Source organism: Streptomyces sp. NPDC001922, assembly GCF_042891165.1.
Classification (GTDB): Bacteria; Actinomycetota; Actinomycetes; order Streptomycetales; family Streptomycetaceae; genus Streptomyces.
This window is the reverse complement of sequence record NZ_JBIASV010000016.1, coordinates 184,700-204,243: the sequence shown is the minus strand read 5'-3', so window position 1 is coordinate 204,243 and position 19,544 is coordinate 184,700. Positions and strand designations below refer to the sequence as shown.

The window sequence follows — 19,544 nt, the reverse complement described above, 5'->3', positions numbered from 1 at the left end:
CGTCGTCGATGCCCGCCACCTAGTATCTCCGTTCCCGGGCACGAGACGAACAGGAGGGGCGGACCTAGCTGTGGAATTCACCACCGGCGGACGACTCAAAGTCTCCATCACCGCCGCTGACGTGGGCAAACGCGTATCCGTACGGCGCCTTGCCGATCCCGGAACCGGTTCCGGGATCGGCGGCGGGAGGTTTACGGACACCGTCGGAGTGCTCGACTCCTGGGAAGACGGAGTGCTCTCCGTCACACGCCGTACCGGGGAGACGGTACGGATCGCGGAGTCCGGCCTCGTCGCGGGGAAGGTCGTGCCCGCCGCCCCCGCCACGCGGCGCGGAGCCGTACGGGCGGGCGAGGCCGGACCGGCACGCCACCGGGGCCCGGCCGCGACCTGGCGGGAACTCGCCCGGACCGCCGCCCGGGCCTGGCCGCCGCTGGAGAGCGAGCCGCTCGGGGAGTGGGAGCTGCGCTGGGCCGCGGGGTTCACCCGGCGGGCCAACTCGGTGCTGGCGCTCGGCGACCCCGGGCTGCCGCTGGACGCGGCGCTGCGCCGGGTCACCGACTGGTACGCCGCGCGCGGCGGGACCCCGTATGTGCAGCTGAGCACCGGGGTGCCGGGGGCGCAGGAGGAGCTGGCCGCGGAGCTGGCGGCCCGGGGCTGGGTCCGGGAGGTGTCCGCGCTGATCCGGACGGCGCCGCTCGCCCGGCTCGCCGACGCGGAGCCCGCGGCCGCGGTGCGGCTGTCCCGCACCGTCGACGACGCCTGGCTCGGCCGCTACCAGCGGTCCGCCCGGCCGACGCCGGAAGCCGTGGCGGTGCTGCAGGGCGGGCCGTCCGTCCACTTCGCGACCGTTCCCGGGGCGGAGGGCGCGCCGCCGGCCGCGATCGGCCGGTGCGCGGTCGACGGGCGCTGGGCCGGGTTCGCCGCCGTGGAGGTGGACCCGGAGCTGCGGCGGCAGGGGCTGGCCTCGGCGGTGATGACGGCGCTCGCCCGCCGGGCCCTGGACGACGGGGCGTCCGCCGCGTATCTCCAGGTGGAGGCGGAGAACGACGGGGCCCGGGCGCTCTACGACCACCTGGGCTTCCGCACGCACCACACCTACCAGCACTGGCGGGCGCCCGAGGGCGGCCCCCACTGAGCGGGCACGAGGCGGACATGCACGACACCACGGCCCGGCGGCAGCGGTTCGCGGAGGCCGCCCGCTCCGAGCGGCCCGATCTCGCCCTGCTGTGCCTGCTGGTGGCCGCCGAGGCGGAGCCGGAGCTGGGCGAGGCGGGCATCGACGCGGCACAGATCGAGCTGGACCGGCTGGCCGGGCTGCTGCCCTACCGGCCGGTCGGCGGCGCGCGGGGCTGGGCACAGGCGGTCGCCGATCTGCTGGGCGAGCGCCACGGCTTCCACGGCACCCCGGCGGACTACCGGCGGCTGGAGTCCTCCCTGCTGCCGCACGTCCTGCGGCGGCGGCGCGGTCTGCCGATCCTGCTGTCGGTGGTGTGGATCGAGGTGGCCCGCCGGGCGGGAGCACCGGTCTACGGCTTGGGGCTGCCGGGGCACTTCGTGGTCGGCTTCGGCGAGCAGGACGCCCGGGTGCTGGTGGACCCGTTCGCCGGGGGCCGGGTGCTGACCGGCGAGGACGCGGAGCTGCTGGTGACGGGGACGACCGGTGAACCCCTGGCGCCGTCGATGCTCACCCCCGCCGAGCCGCTGGAGATCGTGCTGCGGATCCTCAACAACATCCGCGCCTGGGCGGCGGCGCGGCCGGAGCAGTCGGCGGTGCAGCTGTGGGCGGTGGAGCTGTCGCTGCTGCTGCCCAGCCACCCGGCGCGGCTGCGCTACGAGCGCGCCCGGCTGCTGGTGGAGCGCGGCGAGTTCCGGGAGGGCGCGGCGGAGCTGGAGGACTGGGCGGAGATCGTCGCGCCGGTGGACGCGGACGCGGCGGAGACGGCCCGGCACGAGGCGCTGGCGGCCCGGGCCAAGCTGAACTGACCGCCCCGAGCCGCGTACGGACGCGGCGAAGCCCCCTGCCCGGTCTCCGGACAGGGGGCTTCGCCGGTTGCTTCCGCCGGGTCCGGGGCCCGGGGGCGCGGCCGGGCCCGTACGGGGCGGACCTGCGGCTACCGCGCGTTCGTCTCGATCACGGCGACGCGCTTCGCGGGGCTGGTCTCACGCAGCGCCTGCCGCAGCGCCCCGATCACGTCCTGCGGGGTGACGGGGGTCTTCTGGCCGTTGCCGCGCTGGACGAGCACGCCGTCGAAGGTGCCCCCGTACAGCTTCTGGAGCGCCTTGAGGTCGTAGGTGTCGACGAGCCGGCCGTTGATCGGCTGCATCTCCACGAACTTCGGCAGGGAGTTCTCCGGGCTGAACGCGATCTTGTGCGCGGCGTCGGTCTGGACGGTGACCAGGCCGGACATCGCGGGATCGGCGAAGTCCTTCTTCGCGCGGGCGATCTCGGCCCGGTCGATGCTCGGCTTCTGCATGCCGACCGGGAGTTCGACGGCGCCGCTGCGGCCCGTCGCGGCCCGCTGCCGGAAGGCGTCCTCGACGGCCCGCACGGACTTGTCGACGTCCAGCGCCCGGTGGGTCCGGCCGGGCACGGCGACGGCCTTGCCTCCGGAGAACTTGATGCCGCCGTCCTGGAGGCCGGCGGTCTCGCCGGAGACCTGCCGCAGGGCGGCGGTGAGCTTCTCCTCGTCGACCACGATCTTCGGCTCGGCCTCGCGGGCCCCGCCGAAGAGCGAACCGATCACCGAGACCGGGTTGTAGTCCCGTCCGGCGGCGTTGCCGACGGTCGTCTCGGTGTCGAGGGTGAGCCCGGCGGTGGCGGGCTTGAGCGGGCGCTCCTTGCCGTCGACGGTGACGACCAGCGGCGCCTTGGTACGGCCGCTCAGCTCGCCGTCGAGCTTCTGCACCGCCGCTTCCTTGGACATGCCGCCGATGTCCACACCGAGGACGCTGGTGCCGTTCGGCACGTCCGCGTGGTCGAGCAGCAGACCCGCGCCGTACGCGACGCAGACCAGGCCGACCACACCGGCGCCGGCCAGGACGAGCTTGGAGCGGCCCTTCTTGGCCGGCCGGGCGGGGGCGGCGGCAGGCGCCGGAGCGGAGCCGGCGTCGTCGTCCGCGTCCGGCGAGCCGGGGAACGGGGTGCCCGGGAACGCCGAGCCGGGGAAGGGCGAGCCCGGGAACGGGGAGCCCTCGGCCGGCGGGACCGCCGGGAAGCCGCTGACCAGGGTGTCGCCGGAGACGTGGTCGGGGCCCTGGGGCGCGCCGGGACCGTCCGGGCCACCGGGGGCCCGGGGGCCGGAGTCCACGGGGATGCCGAGGTCACCGGCGCCGGAGTGGCCGGGAACGGGCGGGCCGGACCGTCCGGGCGCCGTCGGCCCGGAGGGAGCCGGCGCACCCGCGCCGACCGCCCCTATGCCCGGGGCGGGCGGGCGACGGTCGCCGCCGGGGCCGGGAGGCTGCTGGTTGCGCTGCGGGGGGACGTCCCCGCGGGCGGGGGCGCCGGATCGCGGACCGGCGGGCGGCACCGTCATGTCGCCGTCGCCGGACGCGGTGGGGCCCGCGGGACCGGAGCCGGGGCGGGGCGTGCCCAACGGCGGGGTCGACCCGGGTCCGGAGCCGGGCCCCTGGGCGGCGGGACCGGCTCCCGGGCCGCTGCCGAAGGGGGAGCCGGCGGCGGGGGTGGAGCGGTTGCCGCCGGCGCCGCCCTCGGAGAAGTACGGCAGGTCGGAGCGCTGCTGCCCGCCCTTCCCGGGGCCGGACGGCGCGTCGGAGCCGGACGGCGGGGTCGCGGGGGCGGACGGCGGCGCCGGCTGCGGCTTGCGCGGCGCGAACCAGTCGCTCGTCCGGGTCTCCTCCGTGCTCTCGGCGGCGGAGGCGCTGGGCTCGTCCTTGGGGGCGGGAGCGGCGGCGGCCGGCTTGGTGACCGGCTCGGCGGGCGCCTCGGCGGAGCCCGCGGCGGCCCCGGCCCCGGTGTCGCCCTCCTCGACCGGCTTGCGCATGACGACCGGCGGGATCGGCCGGGAACCCGGGATGTTGATCTTGATCCGGGTGGTCAGCGTTGTCTCGGTCCTCGGCTGCTCCTCGGACTTGGGGAGCGGGGTGGACTCGGCCGTCTCGGAGCCGTCGTGCGCGCCGTCGTCCTGCGTCGGGTGCAGCGACGGATAGGTACGCGCCCCGTACGGCGGGGTTCCCGAGGGGTAGGCGGCTCCCCCGCGGCCGGTGGACCCGGAGGACGAACTGTCAGATTCACGACTCAAGGCGGTTCTCCCGGTTAGCTCCGCCGCCCGGCATACCTCACGCGGGCGGCTCGGCGGCGCGCACCACCATACTGGGGCGGTCCCGGTAGCCCTCCCCGGACCACCGGATCACCCGCCCCGGCCACGGCCTCGCAGGATGGCGCGTTCTGTCACGTCACTTGTCAAGTCGGGCGGGCCGTACGCCCGGTGGGGGCGGGTGCGGCAGGGTGGCACACATCACAGCGACCATCGTTCCGCCCAGCAGGAAGATGTAGGATCCCACGCCCGCGCCGAAGAGGAAGTCCCCCTCCGGCCGGGCGGGCGTCAGCAGGATGACCGCCAGCAGCCAGCCCACGGCGGGCACCAACGCCCCGGCACGGACCCCGGCCGCCCGGAGCCCGCCGTAGCAGAGGCCGGCGACCGCCAGCAGGGCGAGCAGCAATCCGCCCGGGAACCAGGCCGCTTGGACGAGCGTGCCGGTGACCCCGGTCAGCGCCCCCAGCAGCAGAAGTCCGGCAAAGGCCGCGAGCCGCCCGACCGTCATCATGTCTCCTCCCGGCCGTCGGCGCCGGGCACACCGGCGAACAGGTCGCTCTCCGGGAGCTCCCCGCCCGGGGTGCCGCGTACCAGCCGGTAGTACTCCTCCACGAAGAGCGGCTGCCCGAGGTCGTTGGAGAGCGCGAAGAAGGGGCCGTCGACGGCGATCTGGGTGGCATGGGCCCGCAGGGCGGCTGACTTGGCCGCCGCGTGGGCCCGGCCGTCGATCCGGGCCGTCACCTCGGCGTCGTCGACCACGCCCGGCAGGTCCGCCGGCTCGGCGATCCCGGGGAAGGACGCCCCGGACTCCCGCAGCCGCGCGAAGCCGGCCTCGACGACCGACCGCGGCAGGCAGTTCCAGTAGATCTTCGCCACGGTGTGCGCGGCACCGAGCTCCGGCCGGTGGGCGGGGTCCGCGGCGAGATCGGCGGCGCGCATCGCGACGCGGTGTGCCTGGATGTGGTCGGGATGACCGTATCCGCCGTGTTCGTCATAGGCGACCAGGACCTGGGGCCGGACCTCCCGCACCACCGCGACGAGCTCTCCGGCCGCCGTGTCGACGTCGGCGCTCCAGAAGGATCCGGGGCGGTCGTTGGAGGCGACCCCCATCATCCCGGAGTCGCGGTAGCGCCCCGCGCCGCCGAGGAAGCGGTGGTCCTCGACGCCGAGTTCCTTCATGGCGGCGGCCAGTTCACCCGCGCGGTACGCGCCGAGGGTGTCCTCGCGGTCCGCGGCGAGATGGGCCAGCTCCGGCGGGATGACCTCGCCCTCCTCGCCGAGCGTGCAGGTCACCAGGGTGACCCGGGCACCCTCGGCCGCGTACTTGGCCATGGTCGCGCCGTTGTTGATCGTCTCGTCGTCCGGGTGCGCGTGCACCAGCAGCAGACGGCGGGACGGAGCCGTGCGCTCGGCGCTCCCCGGCGGGGCGGGCGACGCGGCACGGGTGGGCTGGTCGGTCATGGCTACAGCGTACGAGCCGTGGGCCGGTGCCCCGGCAGCCGGAGCCCGCCCCACGAGGGAGCGGGAGGCCTACCGCGGGAGACGACGGGAGCGGGCGCCCCGGGAGGGGCGCCGGAAGCCCGGCCGGGTCAGAACTTGATGTCCCCGATCATGCCGGCCACGTTCGTGGTCAGCTCACTGATCGTCGGGGCGATCGACGAGCTCGCCAGATAGAACCCCAACAGCATGCAGACCACCGCGTGTCCGGCCTTCAGTCCGGATTTCCGGACCAGCAGGAAGACGATGATCGCCAGCAGCACCACCGCCGAAATCGAGAGTGCCACGGCGGTTCACCTCCAAAATGCGGTCGGGCCAACGGACGGACAACATACCGATGCCACGGTCTTCATACCCACGATGCGCAACTGATCATAACTTTCCGTGCGAGGTCATGGATCGGTGCACAGGAGCACGAGGGGCGCAGGGGCGCCGCCCATCGTCCGGCAACGCCCGTACCGGTACGGGGATTTCCGGCCGCGCCGCGCCGTACGGGGCCGGTACGGCGTATCCGGCCGGTCCCCTTTCGGCCGGGAAGGGCGGAACCGGCCAGTCCGGTCTCTCGGCCGCCCTCCGGACCCCGGCCATCCCGATTAGGGTCGCCGCATGACCGGACAGCTCACCTTCCCGCGCCAGCACGCCCGAACCCAGCGGTTCACCCTGGGCGCGCCGCGCGCCTTCACCGTGTCGCCGGACGGCGCGCGGCTGGCCTTCCTGCGCACCCGGAGCGGCACCGACCGGGCCCATCTGCTCTGGGTGCACGACCTGGACACCGGCCAGGAGCGCATCGCCGCCGACCCGGCCGCGCTGCTCGGCGGCGCGGCGGAGGAGCTGTCGGCCGAGGAGCGGGCGCGGCGCGAGCGGAGCCGTGAGGGCTCGGCGGGCATCGTCGGCTACGCGGTGGACGACGCCGTCGAGCTGGCCGCGTTCGCGCTCTCCGGCCGCCTGTTCGCCGCCGAACTGCGGGCCGGCACGGCGCGGGAACTCCAGGTCCCCAGCGGTGTCGTGGACCCGCGCCCGTCCCCCGACGGGCGGCACATCGCGTACGCCATGGGCGGCGCCCTGCGCGTCGTCGGCGCCGACGGCGACGGGGACCGGGCCGTCGCCGCGCCGGAGCCCGGGGACCCGGAGGGCGTGACCCACGGGCTCGCGGAGTTCATCGCCGCCGAGGAGATGCAGCGCTCCCGCGGCTTCTGGTGGTCGCCGGAGAGCGACCGGCTGCTCGTCGCCCGCGTCGACACCTCCCCGGTGCGGCGCTGGTGGATCGCCGACCCGGCCCATCCGGACCGGGAGCCCGCCGAGGTCGGCTACCCGGCCGCCGGGACGGCCAACGCCGAGGTCCGGCTCTTCCTCACCGGCCTGGACGGGTCCCGCACCGAGGTCGCGTGGGACCGCGAGCGGTACCCGTACCTGGCGCGGGTGCACTGGTCCGCGGCGGGGCCGCCGCTGCTGCTCGTCCAGGCCCGGGACCAGCGCAGCCAGCTCTGCCTGGCGGTGGACACCGGGAGCGGTGCCACCCGGATGGTGCACGCGGACGAGGACCCGGTCTGGCTGGAACTGTTCCCCGGGGTGCCCGCCTGGACGCCGGACGGCCGACTGGTGCGGATCGCCGACGAGGCCGGGAAGCGGGTGCTGATGGTGGGCGACCGCCCGCTGACCGGCCCCGAACTGCACGTCCGGGCCGTGCTGGACGTCACCGACGACGATGTGCTGATCTCGGCGTCGGCCGGGCCCGAGGCGCCGGAACCGGCGATCGGCGAGATCCACGTCCACCGGGTGAACGGCCGCGGGATGGAGCGGCTCTCCGAGGGCCGCGGGGTGCACTCCGCGGTCCGCTCCGGCGGGGTCGTGGTGCTCTCCTCCACCTCGCCGACCGATCCGGGGGCGACGGTGCGGATCCACCGGGACGGCAAGCCCGTCGGCGTCGTGGCCTCCGTCGCGGACCGGCCCGTCCTGACCGCGCGGGCCCAGCTGTGCGAGGCGGGCGCGCGCAGGATCCCCTGCGCCGTGCTGCTGCCGTCGGGCCACCGGGAGGGGGACGGCCCGCTGCCGGTCCTCATGGACCCCTACGGCGGCCCGCACGGCCAGCGCGTCGTCGCCGCGCACAACGCCTATCTGACCTCCCAGTGGTTCGCCGACCAGGGCTTCGCCGTGGTCGTCGCCGACGGCCGCGGCACCCCCGGCCGCTCCCCCGGGTGGGAGAAGGCCGTGGCCCACGACTTCGCCGGCGCGACCCTGGACGACCAGGTCGAGGCCCTGCAGGCGCTGGCCGAAAACCACCCCCTGGACCTCAGCCGGGTCGCCATCCGCGGCTGGTCCTACGGCGGTTATCTCGCGGCACTCGCGGTGCTGCGCCGCCCGGACGTGTTCCACGCGGGGGTGGCGGGCGCCCCGGTCACCGACTGGCGGCTGTACGACACCCACTACACCGAGCGGTACCTCGGGCTGCCGGAGGAGCAGGCGGAGGTCTACGCGGCCAACTCGCTCGTCACCGACGAGGGGCTGTCGGGCGCCGCGGACCCGGCCCGGCCGCTGATGGTCATTCACGGCCTGGCCGACGACAACGTGGTGGCGGCGCACACCCTGCGGCTCTCCTCGGCGCTGCTCGCCGCGGGCCGCCCGCACGAGGTGCTGCCGCTCTCCGGGGTGACCCATATGACGCCGCAGGAGCAGGTGGCGGAGAATCTGCTGCTGCTCCAGGTGGACTTCCTCAAGCGATCGCTCGGCCTGACCTGAGAGCGGGGCGCCGGAATGACGTCGGCGGCCGACCCGGGACGCCGGCGGGCGGGAGGGCCGGCCCGAGCGCAAGGGGCCGGCCCCGAGCACGACCGGCCGGGGACGGCGTACCGCCCCCGGCCGGTCCACGGCACCCGCACGGCCGTACGCCGTCCAGGATGACGCGTTCACATATCGGCGCTGATTCCGCCAAGTTGCTTGTGTGTTAACGGCGTTGTCCGTTCCTTGTCACCGTCCGGCGGGGCGGTGCGGGCACTGTCAAGCACGCAGCCACGTCGATCTGCCCAACCTTCGCTCAAGAAGCGCCCGCCCGGCCCGGCTTCCTGTGCCTGCCCCTTGACTGGCAGTGACCCCCGTTGCGACAGTCCGCTCATCTCACGGCGTTCGGCGACGCCGCGATCCAGTGCAACGGACCTACAGTGCGGGGGCGTTACACGATGACGAGTCCATACCGGGCCGGTGCGACAGGAGTCGGTGCGCCCCTCCCCGCGGGGCCGGAGCCGGCCGGGGCGGCTGCCGCGGAGGTGGCGGGCCGCTCCCCGGGACAGCTCATGTGGCGCCGGTTCACCCGGGACCGGACGGGCGTCGCCTCCGCCTTCGTCGTGCTGTTCTTCTTCGTGATCGCGCTGCTGGCCCCGGTCATCTCCTGGCTCTACGGCAAGGATCCCTACACGACGTACGGGCTCGACCGGCCGGGCCTGCTCGACGAGTTCTTCTACCCGGTGAAGCCGGGCGGCGGCATCGACGGGGAGTTCTGGTTCGGCCTGGAACCCCAGCTCGGCCGGGACGTGTTCACCCAGCTGCTGTACGGCATCCGCACCTCGCTGCTGATCGCCACCGCGGTGACCGTGCTGTGCACGCTGACCGGCATCGTCATCGGCGTCACCGCCGGGTATCTGGGGGGCAGGGCCGACTACGCCCTCGGCCGGTTCATCGATCTGCTGCTGGCCTTCCCCGCCCAGCTGTCGTTCGTGGCCTTCACCCCCGTGGTGTACGCCCTGTTCGTCAGCCCGGAGAAGGAGACGCCGACCTCTCTGCGTGTCATGACCCTGATCATCGTGCAGTGGGCCCTGGGCTGGATGGGGCTGGCGCGGCTGCTCCGCGGCCAGGTGCTGAGCCTGCGGGAGCGGGAGTTCGTGGAGGCCGCCAAGGTCACCGGCGCCTCGCCGTGGCGGATCATCCGCACGGAGCTGCTGCCGAACCTGTGGACCCCGATCCTGGTCCAGACGACGCTGATGCTGCCCGCCTTCGTCACCGTCGAGGCCGGGCTGTCCTTCCTCGGCGTGGGCGTCGTCGAACCCACCCCCGACTGGGGCCGGATGTTCGCCGCGGGGGCCCGGCACTACCAGAACGACATCACCTACATGTTCTTCCCCGGCATCGCGATGGTGATCTTCGTCGTCGCCTTCAACCTGCTCGGGGACTCGGTCAGGGACGCGTTCGACCCCAGGACGAAGCGCTGACCCCGGCGGCGGGGCCTGAACGGCACTGACGCACCGACGGACGCACCACGGGGCGGGCTCACGCCCCGGCACTTCCCAGCCAGGCAGCACCAGGCGACCACGGACAGGCAGGTGCAGGAATCGATGAGAATGCCAGTGACGGGCAGGGCGCGGTGGGCCACCGCGGCTCTGGCGGCCGGGGTGCTCGTCCTCTCCGGATGCAGCGGCGGAGACGGCCGGAAGGACGAGGACCGGGGCGCGCCGCAGGGCAAGGACAAGAACCGGGCCGAGAACTACTCGGTCGGCACGCGGGCTGACTCCACCGGTCCGGCCGCCGAGGTGCCGGGCGCGAAGAAGGGCGGCACCGTCCACGTCCTGCAGCGCGACGCCTTCACCTACCTGGACCCGGCGCAGATCTACTACGGCGACCAGCTCACCGTCCAGATGCTCTTCAACCGGTCGCTGACCACGTACAAGGTGGCCGCGGACGGCAGGGTCACGCTGGTCGGCGACCTCGCCACGGACACCGGCAAGCCCTCCGACGGCGGCCGCACCTGGACGTACAGGCTGAAGGACGGGCTGAAGTTCGAGGACGGCACGCCGATCACCTCCGCCGATGTGCGGCAGAGCGTCGAGCGGCTGTACGCGAAGTGGGCCACGGACGGGCCGCTCTACATCCCGCAGTGGCTGTCGGGCGGCGGACAGTCCTTCCGGAAGGCGCTGCCGGACGGCCCGTACAAGGGAAAGCACCTGTCCAGCAGCGTGCTGGACACCCCGGACGAGAAGACCGTCGTCTTCCACTTCCAGCAGCCGCACGCGGACACGCCGTACGCGGTCGCCATGCCGAACGTCGGCGCCGTGCCGCACCGGGGCGGCAGGGACACCGGGGAGAAGTACACCAACCACCCGGTCTCCTCCGGGCCGTACAAGGTCGGCACCCTCAAGGCGGGGAAGTCGCTGACGCTGGTGCGCAACGAGCACTGGGATCCGCGGACCGACGCGGTGCGGCACCAGTACCCGGACCGGTTCGACATCCGCTTCGGCATCCAGGAGCCCGATTCCGGCCGCCGGCTGCTGGCCGACCGGGGCAGCGACCGGACCGCGATGTCCTTCACCAACGCCGTGACGATCGAGAACGGGCCCGCGGTCCTCAAGGACCGCGGCACCGCCGCCCGCTCCTTCAACGAGGTGCAGCCGTACGTCGACTACATGGCGATCAACATGACACGGCAGAAGGACAAGAAAGTCCGGCAGGCCCTGGCCTACGCGCTGCCCAACGGCCAGATCCTCGGCCAGTTCGGCGGGCCGCGGGCCGGGCAGGTCGCCGGGAACCTGCTCTCCCCGTCGCTGGCGGGCTGGAAGGACACCGACCCGTACGGCAAGAAGACCCATCCGGCCGGTGACCCCGTCAAGGCCAAGGCCCTGCTGAAGGAGGCGGGCAAGGAGGGGCAGGAGATCGTCTACGCCTACCCCAACACCACCGAGTACCAGAAGGTCGCGGTGGTGGTCGCGCAGGCGCTGGAGAAGGCCGGGTTCCGGGTGGAGAAGAAGGAGATCGACTCCAACAACTACTCCACCGAGATCTCCAAGACCGACAACCGGTTCGACATCTACCGGGCCTCGTGGGGCGCGGACTGGCCGGTCGGCTCGACCGTCGTCCCGCCGCTGTTCCACGGGGACGGGGTGGCCGACGGGTCCCAGAACTACTGGCACCTCAAGAGCGCCTCGGTGGACGCCGAGATCGACCGGATCAACGGGATGACCGATGTGGAGGCGGCGTCCGAGCAGTGGGTGAAGCTCGCCGAGCGGATCCTGAAGGACGAGGTCCCGGCGGTGCCGATCTTCTACAACCGGCAGTGGTCGCTGTGGGGTTCGGGCCTCGGCGGGGTGAAGTACCACTCCGTGTACGGGACCGCCGATCCGACCGGCGTCTTTGTGAAGTAGGCCTGCCCGCCGGGCCGCCTGCCCGCCGGGCCTCGGTGAAGCAGGCCTGCCCGCCCGGTCCTGCGGGGACCTGTCCGGTCCACCCGGCAGGTCCCGGCGCCCGGGCGCACCGCGGCCGGTCCCGCCGTCACCCGGCGGCGGGACCGGCCGGGCCCCCGTCCCCCGTCCGCCGGCCGGCCTCCGCCGGGGCCGCGGCGCTACCGGAAGACCGCGATGCCATGCTGCGATTCCTCCTCCGCCGTTCCCTCGGCGCCCTGGTGATCATTTTCCTGATCAGCGCGATCACGTTCTTTCTCTTCTTCGCCCTGCCCTCCGAGCCGGCCCTGCTGGCCTGCGGCAAGAACTGCAGCCCCGAGGCGGTCGCCCTGATCAAGGAGAACCTCGGTCTCGACGAGCCGGTGCCGCTGCAGTTCTGGCACTACCTCGCGGGGATCGCCGCGGGCCGCGACTTCGCGGTCGGCCGGTGCCACGCACCCTGTCTGGGCTACTCGTTCAACGACTCCCAGCCGGTCTGGGAGACCATCCTCGACCGCTACCCCACCACCCTGTCGCTGACCGTCGGCGGGACCGTCGTGTTCCTCGTCGTGGGGGTGGGCATCGGCATGGTCGCCGCCGCCCGGCGCGGCACCGTCACCGACAAGTTCTTCAGCTCGCTCTCCCTGATCGGCAACTCGCTGCAGATCTACTTCGTCGGCGTGATCGCGCTGTGGCTGCTGGTCGACACCTGGGGGGTGCTCGACAACCCCGAGTACACCCCGCTCACCGAGGACCCGGCCCGGTGGTTCACCGGGCTGCTGCTGCCCTGGCTGATCCTGTCCATCATCTTCGTCGCCAACTACAGCCGGATGACCCGTTCGCAGATGATCGAGCAGCTGGACGAGGAGCATGTGCGCACCGCGCGGGCCAAGGGGATGTCCCGCCGGACGGTCTTCTTCCGCTACGCCTGGCGCGGGGCGCTCGCCCCCATCGTGACCATCGTCGGCATCGACCTGGGGTCGCTGTTCGGCGGCGCGATGATCACGGAGTTCACCTTCGGGCTGCACGGCCTCGGCCGGCTCGCGGTGAACTCGGTGACCGAGAAGGACCTGCCCATGCTCATGGGCGTGATGCTGTTCAGCTGCACCGCCATCGTGGTGGCCAACATCATCGTGGACGCCCTCTACGCGTACATCGACCCGCGCGTGCGGCTCGCCTAGACCGGGGAGGGACCGTGACACTTCCGACCACGCCCGAGAACACCCCGCCGGCCCCGGCGGCCGGCCCGTTCCTCTCCGTCCGCGACCTGTCCGTGCACTTCGGCACCGAGGACGGCACCGTCAAGGCCGTCGACGGGCTCTCCTTCGGCCTGGAACGGGGCCGCACCCTGGGCATCGTCGGCGAGTCCGGCTCGGGGAAGTCCGTCACCAACCTCGCCGTGATGGGGCTGCACGACCCCCGGCACACCGAGATCCGCGGCGAGATCCTGCTGGACGGCCAGGAGATGACCGGCGCGTCCGAGCGGACCCTGGAGCGGCTGCGCGGCAACAAGGTCGCCATGATCTTCCAGGATTCGCTGACCGCGCTGTCGCCGTACTACACCGTCGGGCGGCAGATCGCCGAGCCGTACCGCAAGCACACCGGCGCGTCCCGGCGGGAGGCGCTGCTGCGCGCGGCCGAGATGCTGGAGAAGGTGGGCATCCCGCATGCCCGGCTCCGGGTGCACGACTACCCGCACCAGTTCTCCGGGGGCATGCGGCAGCGCGCGATGATCGCGATGGCGCTGGTCTGCAACCCCGAACTGCTGATCGCGGACGAGCCGACGACCGCGCTGGACGTCACCGTGCAGGCCCAGATCCTGGACCTGCTGCGGGATCTCCAGCAGGAGTTCGGCTCGGCGATCGTGCTGATCACCCACGATCTGGGCGTGGTCGCCCACACCGCCGACGACCTGCTGGTGATGTACGCGGGCCGGGCGGTGGAGCGCGGCACCGTCCGGGAGGTGCTCCGCTCGCCCCAGCACCCGTACACCTGGGGGCTGCTGAGCTCCATGCCCCGGCTGGAGTCCCCGGTGGAAGAGGCGCTGACGCCGATACCGGGAGCCCCGCCGAGCCTGCTGGCGCCCCCGGCGGGGTGCCCGTTCCACCCCCGCTGCGGCTTCGTCTCCGAAGTGGACGCGGCACGGGGGGCGCCGGGCGCGGGCGGTCCGCGGTGCGCCGAGGACCGCCCGGCGATGCCGGACGGGCGCGGAGCCGCCTGCCATCTCGGGGCCGGCCTGCGACAGACCATCTTCACCGGGCAGATCCGGCCCAAACTGGGAGCGAGCCGTCATGAGCAGTGAAGCGAGCGTTCCCGGTCCGCGTGCGGGGGGCGGGAGCGGGGAGGGGCGGAGTGCGGAGACCCGCGGTGGCGAGGTGCCGGGCGCGCAGGCCGTCCCCGCGCCTCCCGGTGAGCCGCTGCTCGTCGCGGAGCAGTTGGTCAAGCACTTCCCCATCAAGGGCGGCTTCCCGTTCCGCCGGAGGGTCGGCGCGGTCCGGGCCGTGGACGGCATCGATCTCACCGTCCACGCGGGCGAGAGCTTCGGACTGGTCGGCGAGTCCGGCTGCGGGAAGTCCACCACCGGGCGGCTGCTGACCCGGCTGCTGGAGCCGACCGCGGGCCGGATCGTCTACCGGGGCCGGGACATCAGCCACGCCGGCCGTGCCGCGCTGGCGCCGGTGCGCTCCGAGATCCAGATGATCTTCCAGGACCCGTACGCGTCGCTGAACCCGCGGCAGACCGTCGGCACCATCATCCGCGGCCCCATGGAGATCAACGGCATCCGTCCGCCGGGCGGCCGGGAGCGGCGGGTGCGCGAGCTCCTGGAGACGGTGGGCCTCAACCCGGAGCACTACAACCGCTTCCCGCACGAGTTCTCCGGCGGTCAGCGGCAGCGGATCGGCGTCGCCCGGGCGCTGGCACTGGAGCCGAGGCTGATCGTGGCCGACGAGCCGGTGTCCGCGCTGGACGTCTCCATCCAGGCGCAGGTGGTCAATCTGCTCCAGCGGCTCCAGCGGGACCTGGGCATCGCGTTCGTCTTCATCGCCCACGACCTGGCGGTGGTCCGGCATGTCTCGCAGCGGGTGGCCGTGATGTACCTGGGGACGGTGGTGGAGACCGGGGACCGCGACTCCCTCTACACCCGCCCCCGCCACCCGTACACCCACGCGCTGCTGTCGGCGGTGCCGGAGGCGGTGATCGGCGAGGAAGAGGAGGAGCGCACGGGCCGGGAGCGCATCCGGCTGGCGGGCGACGTCCCCTCCCCGATCAGCCCGCCGTCCGGCTGCCGGTTCCGGACCCGCTGCTGGAAGGCCCGGGAGCGGTGCGCGGCCGAACAGCCACCGCTGGTACGGATCGAGGGGAACGCCCCGGGGCACCTGACGGCCTGCCACTTCCCGGAGGAGCCGACGACGGCGGCCCGCGGCGCCGATGTCATCCTCGACCCCGCACTGGCCGCGATCGAGGAGGGGACGGAGCGGGACTGAAGCAGGCCACCGGGGTGGAGCCGGAGCAGAGGGGCCGGGAGTCCCGGCCGGCTGCCGGGGTCCGCGGGCGCGGCCGCTACCCCGCCCCCGTCGGCACCACCGCCGGTTTCTCCTCCGCGAAGTGGCAGGCCGACGGGTGGGCGGCCGGGCCGCCGGCGGCCGCCAGCCGCTCCGGCACCGCCAGCGGTGGTGTCTCCAGCGCGCAGATCTCCCGGGCCTTCCAGCAGCGGGTGCGGAAGCGGCAGCCGGACGGCGGGTCGGCCGGGGACGGCACGTCGCCGGACAGCAGGATGCGCTCGCGCAGCTCCCGCAGCTCCGGGTCGGGGACGGGCACCGCGGAGAGCAGCGCCTGGGTGTACGGGTGGGTCGGGTACGTGTAGATCTGCTCCTCGGTGCCGGTCTCCGCGAACCGCCCCAGGTACATCACGGCCACCCGGTCGGAGATGTGCCGGACCACGGAGAGGTCGTGCGCGATGAACACGTACGACAGCCGGAACTCGTCCTGGAGCCGGTCCAGCAGGTTGACCACCTGCGCCTGGACCGAGACGTCCAGGGCGGAGACCGGCTCGTCGCAGATGATGATCTCCGGGTTGAGCGCCAGGCCGCGGGCGATGCCGATGCGCTGGCGCTGACCGCCGGAGAACTGGTGCGGGTACCGGTTGATGTACTCCGGGTTCAGCCCGACGACGTCCAGCAGCTCCTGCACCTTGCGCCGCCGGTCGCCCTTCGGGGCCACCTCCGGGTGGATCTCGTACGGCTCGCCGATGATGTCGCCGACGGTCATCCGCGGGTTGAGCGAGGTGTACGGGTCCTGGAACACCATCTGGATGTTCCGCCGCACCGCCTTCAGCGCCCGCCCCGAGAGCTCGGTGATGTCCTGGCCCTTGAAGCGGATCCGGCCGGCCGTCGGCCGTTCCAGGTGGACCAGCAGCTTCGCGAGGGTCGACTTGCCACAGCCCGACTCCCCCACGACGCCGAGGGTCTCACCGCGCATCAGGTCGAAGGAGACGGTGTCGACCGCGCGGATCGCGCCGATCTGCCGCTTGACGACGATGCCCCGGGTGAGGGGGTAGAGCTTGGCGAGGTCGCGCACTTCGAGGATCGGCTCAGGCATGCAGCTCGTCCTTCCAGAAGTGACAGGCACTGGTCCGGCCGGGGACCTCGGCCTCGCCCATGGCCTCCGACAGCGGGGTCCCCGCCCGGGCCTGCGGCATCGGCACCACCGGCTCGGTGACCGGCAGCAGCGGGGGCCGCTCGGTCCGGCAGAGGTCCCGGGTGCGCGGGCAGCGCGGATGGAAGGCGCAACCGGGCGGTACGGCGGTGAGGTTGGGCGGCAGGCCCTTGATCGCGGAGAGGTCCTGGCCCTTCTGGTCCAGCCGCGGGATCGAGTCCAGCAGACCGCGCGTGTAGGGGTGCGCCGGACGCTTGTACAGCTCGTGCACCGGAGCCGTCTCCACGATCCGCCCCGCGTACATCACCGCGATCTTGTCCGCGACGTCCGCCACCACGCCCAGATCGTGCGTGATCAGGATCAGGCCCATGGTGAACTCGCGCTGGAGCTCCGCCAGCAGGCCCATCACCTGCGCCTGCACCGTCACGTCCAGCGCCGTCGTCGGCTCGTCCGCAATGATCAGATCCGGCTCCAGCGCCAGCGCCATCGCGATCATGATCCGCTGCCGCATACCGCCGGAGAACTGGTGCGGATAGTCCCCCACCCGCTGCTTCGCCGCCGGAATCCGCACCCGGTCCATCAGCTCCACGGCCCTGGCTCTGGCCTCCTTGCGGGAGAGACCCTGATGCACCCGGAACATCTCACCGAGCTGATAGCCCACCGACAGCACCGGATTCAGCGAGGAGAGCGCGTCCTGGAAGATCATCGCCATCCTGGCGCCGCGGATCCTCCGGCGCTCCTCCCGGTCCATGGTGAGCAGGTCCCGCCCCTGGAAGAGCACCTGGCCACCGGTGACGAAGCCGGGCGGGCTGTCCAGGATGCCCATGACGGCCTGGGCCGTGACGGACTTCCCCGAGCCGGACTCGCCCAGCACCGCCAGCGTCTCCCCGGCGTCGACCTCCCAGGACACCCCGTTCACGGCACGGGCGACGCCGTCCCGGGTCCGGAACTCGACGCGCAGATCGCGCACCTCCAGCAGCGTGGTCATGGAGCTCCTCCTCAGCGCAGCTTGGGGTCGAGGGCGTCGCGCACCGCGTCGCCGAGCATGATGAACGCCAGGACGGTGATGCTCAGCGCGCCGGCCGGCCAGAGCAGCATGTGCGGTGCGTTGCGGATCTGCGGGGCGGCGTTGGAGATGTCGATGCCCCAGGAGACGGTGGGCGGGCGCAGCCCCACGCCGAGGAACGACAGCGTGGCCTCCAGCGAGATGTAGGTGCCGAGCGCGATGGTGGCGACCACGATGACCGGGGCCACCGCGTTCGGCCCGACGTGCCGCAGCAGGATCCGGCCGTTGCCCGCGCCGAGGGCCCGGGCCGCCTGGACGTAGTCGTTCTGGATGGCGGTGATCACCGCGCCGCGGGCGATCCGGGAGATCTGCGGCCAGCCGAGCAGCACGATGAACCCGACCACCGGCCACACGGTGCTGCTGGTGACGACCGACAGGAAGACGAGTCCGCCGAGGACGACGGGGATGCCGAAGAAGATGTCGGCGGTGCGGGAGAGCAGGGCGTCCCCCCACCGTCCGTAGTAGCCGCCGAGGCCGCCGAGGAGGCTGCCGAGGAGGGCCGCGCCGAGGGTGGCGCAGACGCCGACGGTGACGGAGGCGCGGGCTCCGTAGACGGTGCGGGTGTAGACGTCGCAGCCCTGGGTGTCGTAGCCGAAGGGGTGGCCGGGCGCCGAGCCCTGCTGGGACTTGGCGAGGTCGCACTGGAGCGGGTTGCCGTCGGCGATGAGCTGCGGCCAGACGGAGATCAGCACCAGGAACACGATCATCAGCCCGGAGAGGATGAAGACCGGGTTGCGGCGCAGTTCGTGCCAGGCGTCGGACCAGAGGCTGCGCGGCCTGCCGGTGGGCCCGGCGGGTGCCGGACCGCCCTCGGGGCCGCCCTCCAGGGTCTCCGCCTCGCTGACGGCGAGGTCCATCGTGCCGCCGACGCCGGTCGGGGCGATCGCTTCCTCCGGGTCGTACGGCTGCTCAGGCATAGCGGATCCTCGGGTCGAGCACGCCGTAGAGGACGTCGACGACCAGGTTGGCCAGCAGGAAGACGATGACCAGCACGGTCACGAAGCCGACCACCGTGGGGGAGTTGTTCCGCAGGATCCCCTGGTAGAGCTGGAAGCCGACCCCGTGGATGTTGAAGATCCGCTCGGTGACGATCGCCCCGCCCATCAGGAAGCCGATGTCCGTGCCGATGAAGGTGACGACGGGGATCAGCGAGTTGCGCAGCAGGTGCCGGGTGATGACCCGGCGGCGCGGGAGTCCCTTGGCGATCGCGGTCCGGACGTAGTCGGCGCGGACGTTCTCCGCGATCGAGGTGCGGCTCAGCCGGGTGACGTAGGCCAGCGAGACCAGGGCGAGGACGGTGCCGGGCAGGATCAGCTCGTCGAACGGTGCCTCGGGCGACACCGACGGGCTGACGACCTCCCATTTGACGCCGAGCAGGAACTGCAGCACATAGCCGGTGACGAAGGTGGGCACCGAGATGACGATCAGGGTCAGGAAGAGCACCGTGGTGTCGACGCTCCGGCCGCGCCGCAGTCCGCTCAGCACGCCGAGGGTGATCCCGACGAGCATCTCGATGACGACCGCGACCACGGTGAGCCGCAGCGTCACGGGGAGGGCCTCGGCCATCAGCTCGGTGACGGGCTGTCCGTTGAACGCCGTGCCGAAGTCACCCTGGAAGATCTGCCCCATGTAGTGGAGGTACTGCTTCCACAGCGGCTGATCGAGGTAGAGGTCCTTGCGGATCTGCGCGGCGGTGGCGGCGTCCGGGGCCTTGTCGCCGAAGAGGGCCGCGACCGGGTCCCCGAGGGCGTACACCATGATGAAGATCAGGAACGTGCTGCCGATGAACACCGGGATCATCTGGAGCAGCCGTCGGATCACATAGCGGCCCATGGCAGCTCCGCGCGTGGTGGGCCGGCGGAGGCGGGTCCGCGGGACCGGCGCCGGCGGGGGCACCGGTCCCGGTGGCGGCCG

At 73.0% G+C, this 19,544-nt stretch carries 16 protein-coding genes; 8 read left to right on the top strand and 8 right to left on the bottom strand.

What is annotated here, in order from left to right; all coding sequences use genetic code 11:
- Positions 1 to 70: 70 nt before the first annotated feature.
- A complete protein-coding gene (locus ACFYYR_RS27840; protein ID WP_388859229.1) occupies positions 71 to 1,135 on the top strand; it encodes a GNAT family N-acetyltransferase in 1,065 nt (354 codons plus the stop codon).
- A gap of 17 nt (positions 1,136 to 1,152) precedes the next feature.
- Positions 1,153 to 1,983 carry a tetratricopeptide repeat protein gene (locus ACFYYR_RS27835; RefSeq protein WP_388859226.1) on the top strand — a complete coding sequence of 277 codons (831 nt, stop codon included), beginning with the start codon at positions 1,153 to 1,155 and terminating at the stop codon, positions 1,981 to 1,983.
- 128 nt (positions 1,984 to 2,111) lie between these two features.
- On the opposite strand, the gene ACFYYR_RS27830 is transcribed toward ACFYYR_RS27835, so the two are convergent.
- The 4 genes from ACFYYR_RS27830 to ACFYYR_RS27815 form a co-directional block, all read right to left on the bottom strand.
- The gene (locus ACFYYR_RS27830; protein ID WP_388859223.1) at positions 2,112 to 4,259 is read right to left on the bottom strand and encodes a peptidoglycan binding domain-containing protein; all 2,148 of its coding nucleotides are present in this window, start codon (positions 4,257 to 4,259) and stop codon (positions 2,112 to 2,114) included.
- Between the two features lie 154 nt (positions 4,260 to 4,413).
- Positions 4,414 to 4,782, bottom strand: coding sequence for a DUF6113 family protein (locus ACFYYR_RS27825; RefSeq protein ID WP_388859355.1), 369 nt, complete (start codon positions 4,780 to 4,782; stop codon positions 4,414 to 4,416).
- Positions 4,782 to 5,735: an N-acetyl-1-D-myo-inositol-2-amino-2-deoxy-alpha-D-glucopyranoside deacetylase gene (gene mshB / locus ACFYYR_RS27820; RefSeq protein WP_388859220.1), complete on the bottom strand. Its 954-nt coding sequence runs from the start codon at positions 5,733 to 5,735 to the stop codon at positions 4,782 to 4,784. Before mshB ends, ACFYYR_RS27825 begins: the two co-directional genes overlap by 1 nt.
- Before the next feature lie 128 nt (positions 5,736 to 5,863).
- Positions 5,864 to 6,058, bottom strand: a complete 195-nt coding sequence (locus ACFYYR_RS27815; protein ID WP_351504854.1) for a hypothetical protein — start codon at positions 6,056 to 6,058, stop codon at positions 5,864 to 5,866.
- A 319-nt stretch (positions 6,059 to 6,377) separates the two neighbouring features.
- Here ACFYYR_RS27815 and ACFYYR_RS27810 point away from each other — a divergent pair, with 319 nt between their 5' ends.
- The 6 genes from ACFYYR_RS27810 to ACFYYR_RS27785 all read left to right on the top strand — a co-directional run bounded on the left by ACFYYR_RS27810 (position 6,378) and on the right by ACFYYR_RS27785 (position 15,393).
- The gene (locus tag ACFYYR_RS27810) at positions 6,378 to 8,507 is read left to right on the top strand and encodes a prolyl oligopeptidase family serine peptidase (protein WP_388859217.1); all 2,130 of its coding nucleotides are present in this window, start codon (positions 6,378 to 6,380) and stop codon (positions 8,505 to 8,507) included.
- Between the two features lie 437 nt (positions 8,508 to 8,944).
- Entirely contained in the window at positions 8,945 to 9,970 is a 1,026-nt protein-coding gene (locus ACFYYR_RS27805; protein ID WP_388859214.1) for an ABC transporter permease, read from the top strand.
- Between the two features lie 123 nt (positions 9,971 to 10,093).
- Positions 10,094 to 11,893, top strand: coding sequence for an ABC transporter substrate-binding protein (locus ACFYYR_RS27800; protein ID WP_388859211.1), 1,800 nt, complete (start codon positions 10,094 to 10,096; stop codon positions 11,891 to 11,893).
- A gap of 218 nt (positions 11,894 to 12,111) precedes the next feature.
- Positions 12,112 to 13,089, top strand: a complete 978-nt coding sequence (locus tag ACFYYR_RS27795) for an ABC transporter permease (RefSeq protein WP_388859208.1) — start codon at positions 12,112 to 12,114, stop codon at positions 13,087 to 13,089.
- 14 nt (positions 13,090 to 13,103) lie between these two features.
- Positions 13,104 to 14,210 (top strand): ABC transporter ATP-binding protein, encoded by a 1,107-nt coding sequence (locus ACFYYR_RS27790; RefSeq protein WP_388859204.1) that lies wholly within the window; start codon positions 13,104 to 13,106, stop codon positions 14,208 to 14,210.
- Positions 14,200 to 15,393 carry an ABC transporter ATP-binding protein gene (locus ACFYYR_RS27785; RefSeq protein ID WP_388859200.1) on the top strand — a complete coding sequence of 398 codons (1,194 nt, stop codon included), beginning with the start codon at positions 14,200 to 14,202 and terminating at the stop codon, positions 15,391 to 15,393. Before ACFYYR_RS27790 ends, ACFYYR_RS27785 begins: the two co-directional genes overlap by 11 nt.
- A gap of 76 nt (positions 15,394 to 15,469) precedes the next feature.
- On the opposite strand, the gene ACFYYR_RS27780 is transcribed toward ACFYYR_RS27785, so the two are convergent.
- Genes ACFYYR_RS27780 through ACFYYR_RS27765 form a run of 4 tightly spaced genes read right to left on the bottom strand, consistent with a single transcriptional unit; the run spans position 15,470 to position 19,463 of the window.
- Positions 15,470 to 16,507: an ABC transporter ATP-binding protein gene (locus tag ACFYYR_RS27780; protein ID WP_388859197.1), complete on the bottom strand. Its 1,038-nt coding sequence runs from the start codon at positions 16,505 to 16,507 to the stop codon at positions 15,470 to 15,472.
- Complete coding sequence (locus ACFYYR_RS27775; RefSeq protein ID WP_388859194.1) at positions 16,500 to 17,552, bottom strand: ABC transporter ATP-binding protein; 1,053 nt, start codon at positions 17,550 to 17,552, stop codon at positions 16,500 to 16,502. Before ACFYYR_RS27775 ends, ACFYYR_RS27780 begins: the two co-directional genes overlap by 8 nt.
- Before the next feature lie 11 nt (positions 17,553 to 17,563).
- Complete coding sequence (locus ACFYYR_RS27770; RefSeq protein ID WP_388859191.1) at positions 17,564 to 18,547, bottom strand: ABC transporter permease; 984 nt, start codon at positions 18,545 to 18,547, stop codon at positions 17,564 to 17,566.
- Positions 18,540 to 19,463, bottom strand: a complete 924-nt coding sequence (locus ACFYYR_RS27765) for an ABC transporter permease (RefSeq protein ID WP_388859188.1) — start codon at positions 19,461 to 19,463, stop codon at positions 18,540 to 18,542. The genes ACFYYR_RS27770 and ACFYYR_RS27765 overlap by 8 nt, the downstream gene beginning before the upstream one ends.
- Positions 19,464 to 19,544 lie beyond the last annotated feature (81 nt).

Coding starts and splice junctions, on each gene's coding strand:
- ACFYYR_RS27835 (WP_388859226.1), top strand. CDS start 1,153: ATGCACGACACCACGGCCCGGCGGCAGCGGTTCGCGGAGGCCGCCCGC.
- ACFYYR_RS27825 (WP_388859355.1), bottom strand. CDS start 4,782: ATGACGGTCGGGCGGCTCGCGGCCTTTGCCGGACTTCTGCTGCTGGGG.
- mshB (WP_388859220.1), bottom strand. CDS start 5,735: ATGACCGACCAGCCCACCCGTGCCGCGTCGCCCGCCCCGCCGGGGAGC.
- ACFYYR_RS27810 (WP_388859217.1), top strand. CDS start 6,378: ATGACCGGACAGCTCACCTTCCCGCGCCAGCACGCCCGAACCCAGCGG.
- ACFYYR_RS27805 (WP_388859214.1), top strand. CDS start 8,945: ATGACGAGTCCATACCGGGCCGGTGCGACAGGAGTCGGTGCGCCCCTC.
- ACFYYR_RS27800 (WP_388859211.1), top strand. CDS start 10,094: ATGAGAATGCCAGTGACGGGCAGGGCGCGGTGGGCCACCGCGGCTCTG.
- ACFYYR_RS27795 (WP_388859208.1), top strand. CDS start 12,112: ATGCTGCGATTCCTCCTCCGCCGTTCCCTCGGCGCCCTGGTGATCATT.
- ACFYYR_RS27785 (WP_388859200.1), top strand. CDS start 14,200: ATGAGCAGTGAAGCGAGCGTTCCCGGTCCGCGTGCGGGGGGCGGGAGC.
- ACFYYR_RS27780 (WP_388859197.1), bottom strand. CDS start 16,507: ATGCCTGAGCCGATCCTCGAAGTGCGCGACCTCGCCAAGCTCTACCCC.
- ACFYYR_RS27775 (WP_388859194.1), bottom strand. CDS start 17,552: ATGACCACGCTGCTGGAGGTGCGCGATCTGCGCGTCGAGTTCCGGACC.
- ACFYYR_RS27770 (WP_388859191.1), bottom strand. CDS start 18,547: ATGCCTGAGCAGCCGTACGACCCGGAGGAAGCGATCGCCCCGACCGGC.
- ACFYYR_RS27765 (WP_388859188.1), bottom strand. CDS start 19,463: ATGGGCCGCTATGTGATCCGACGGCTGCTCCAGATGATCCCGGTGTTC.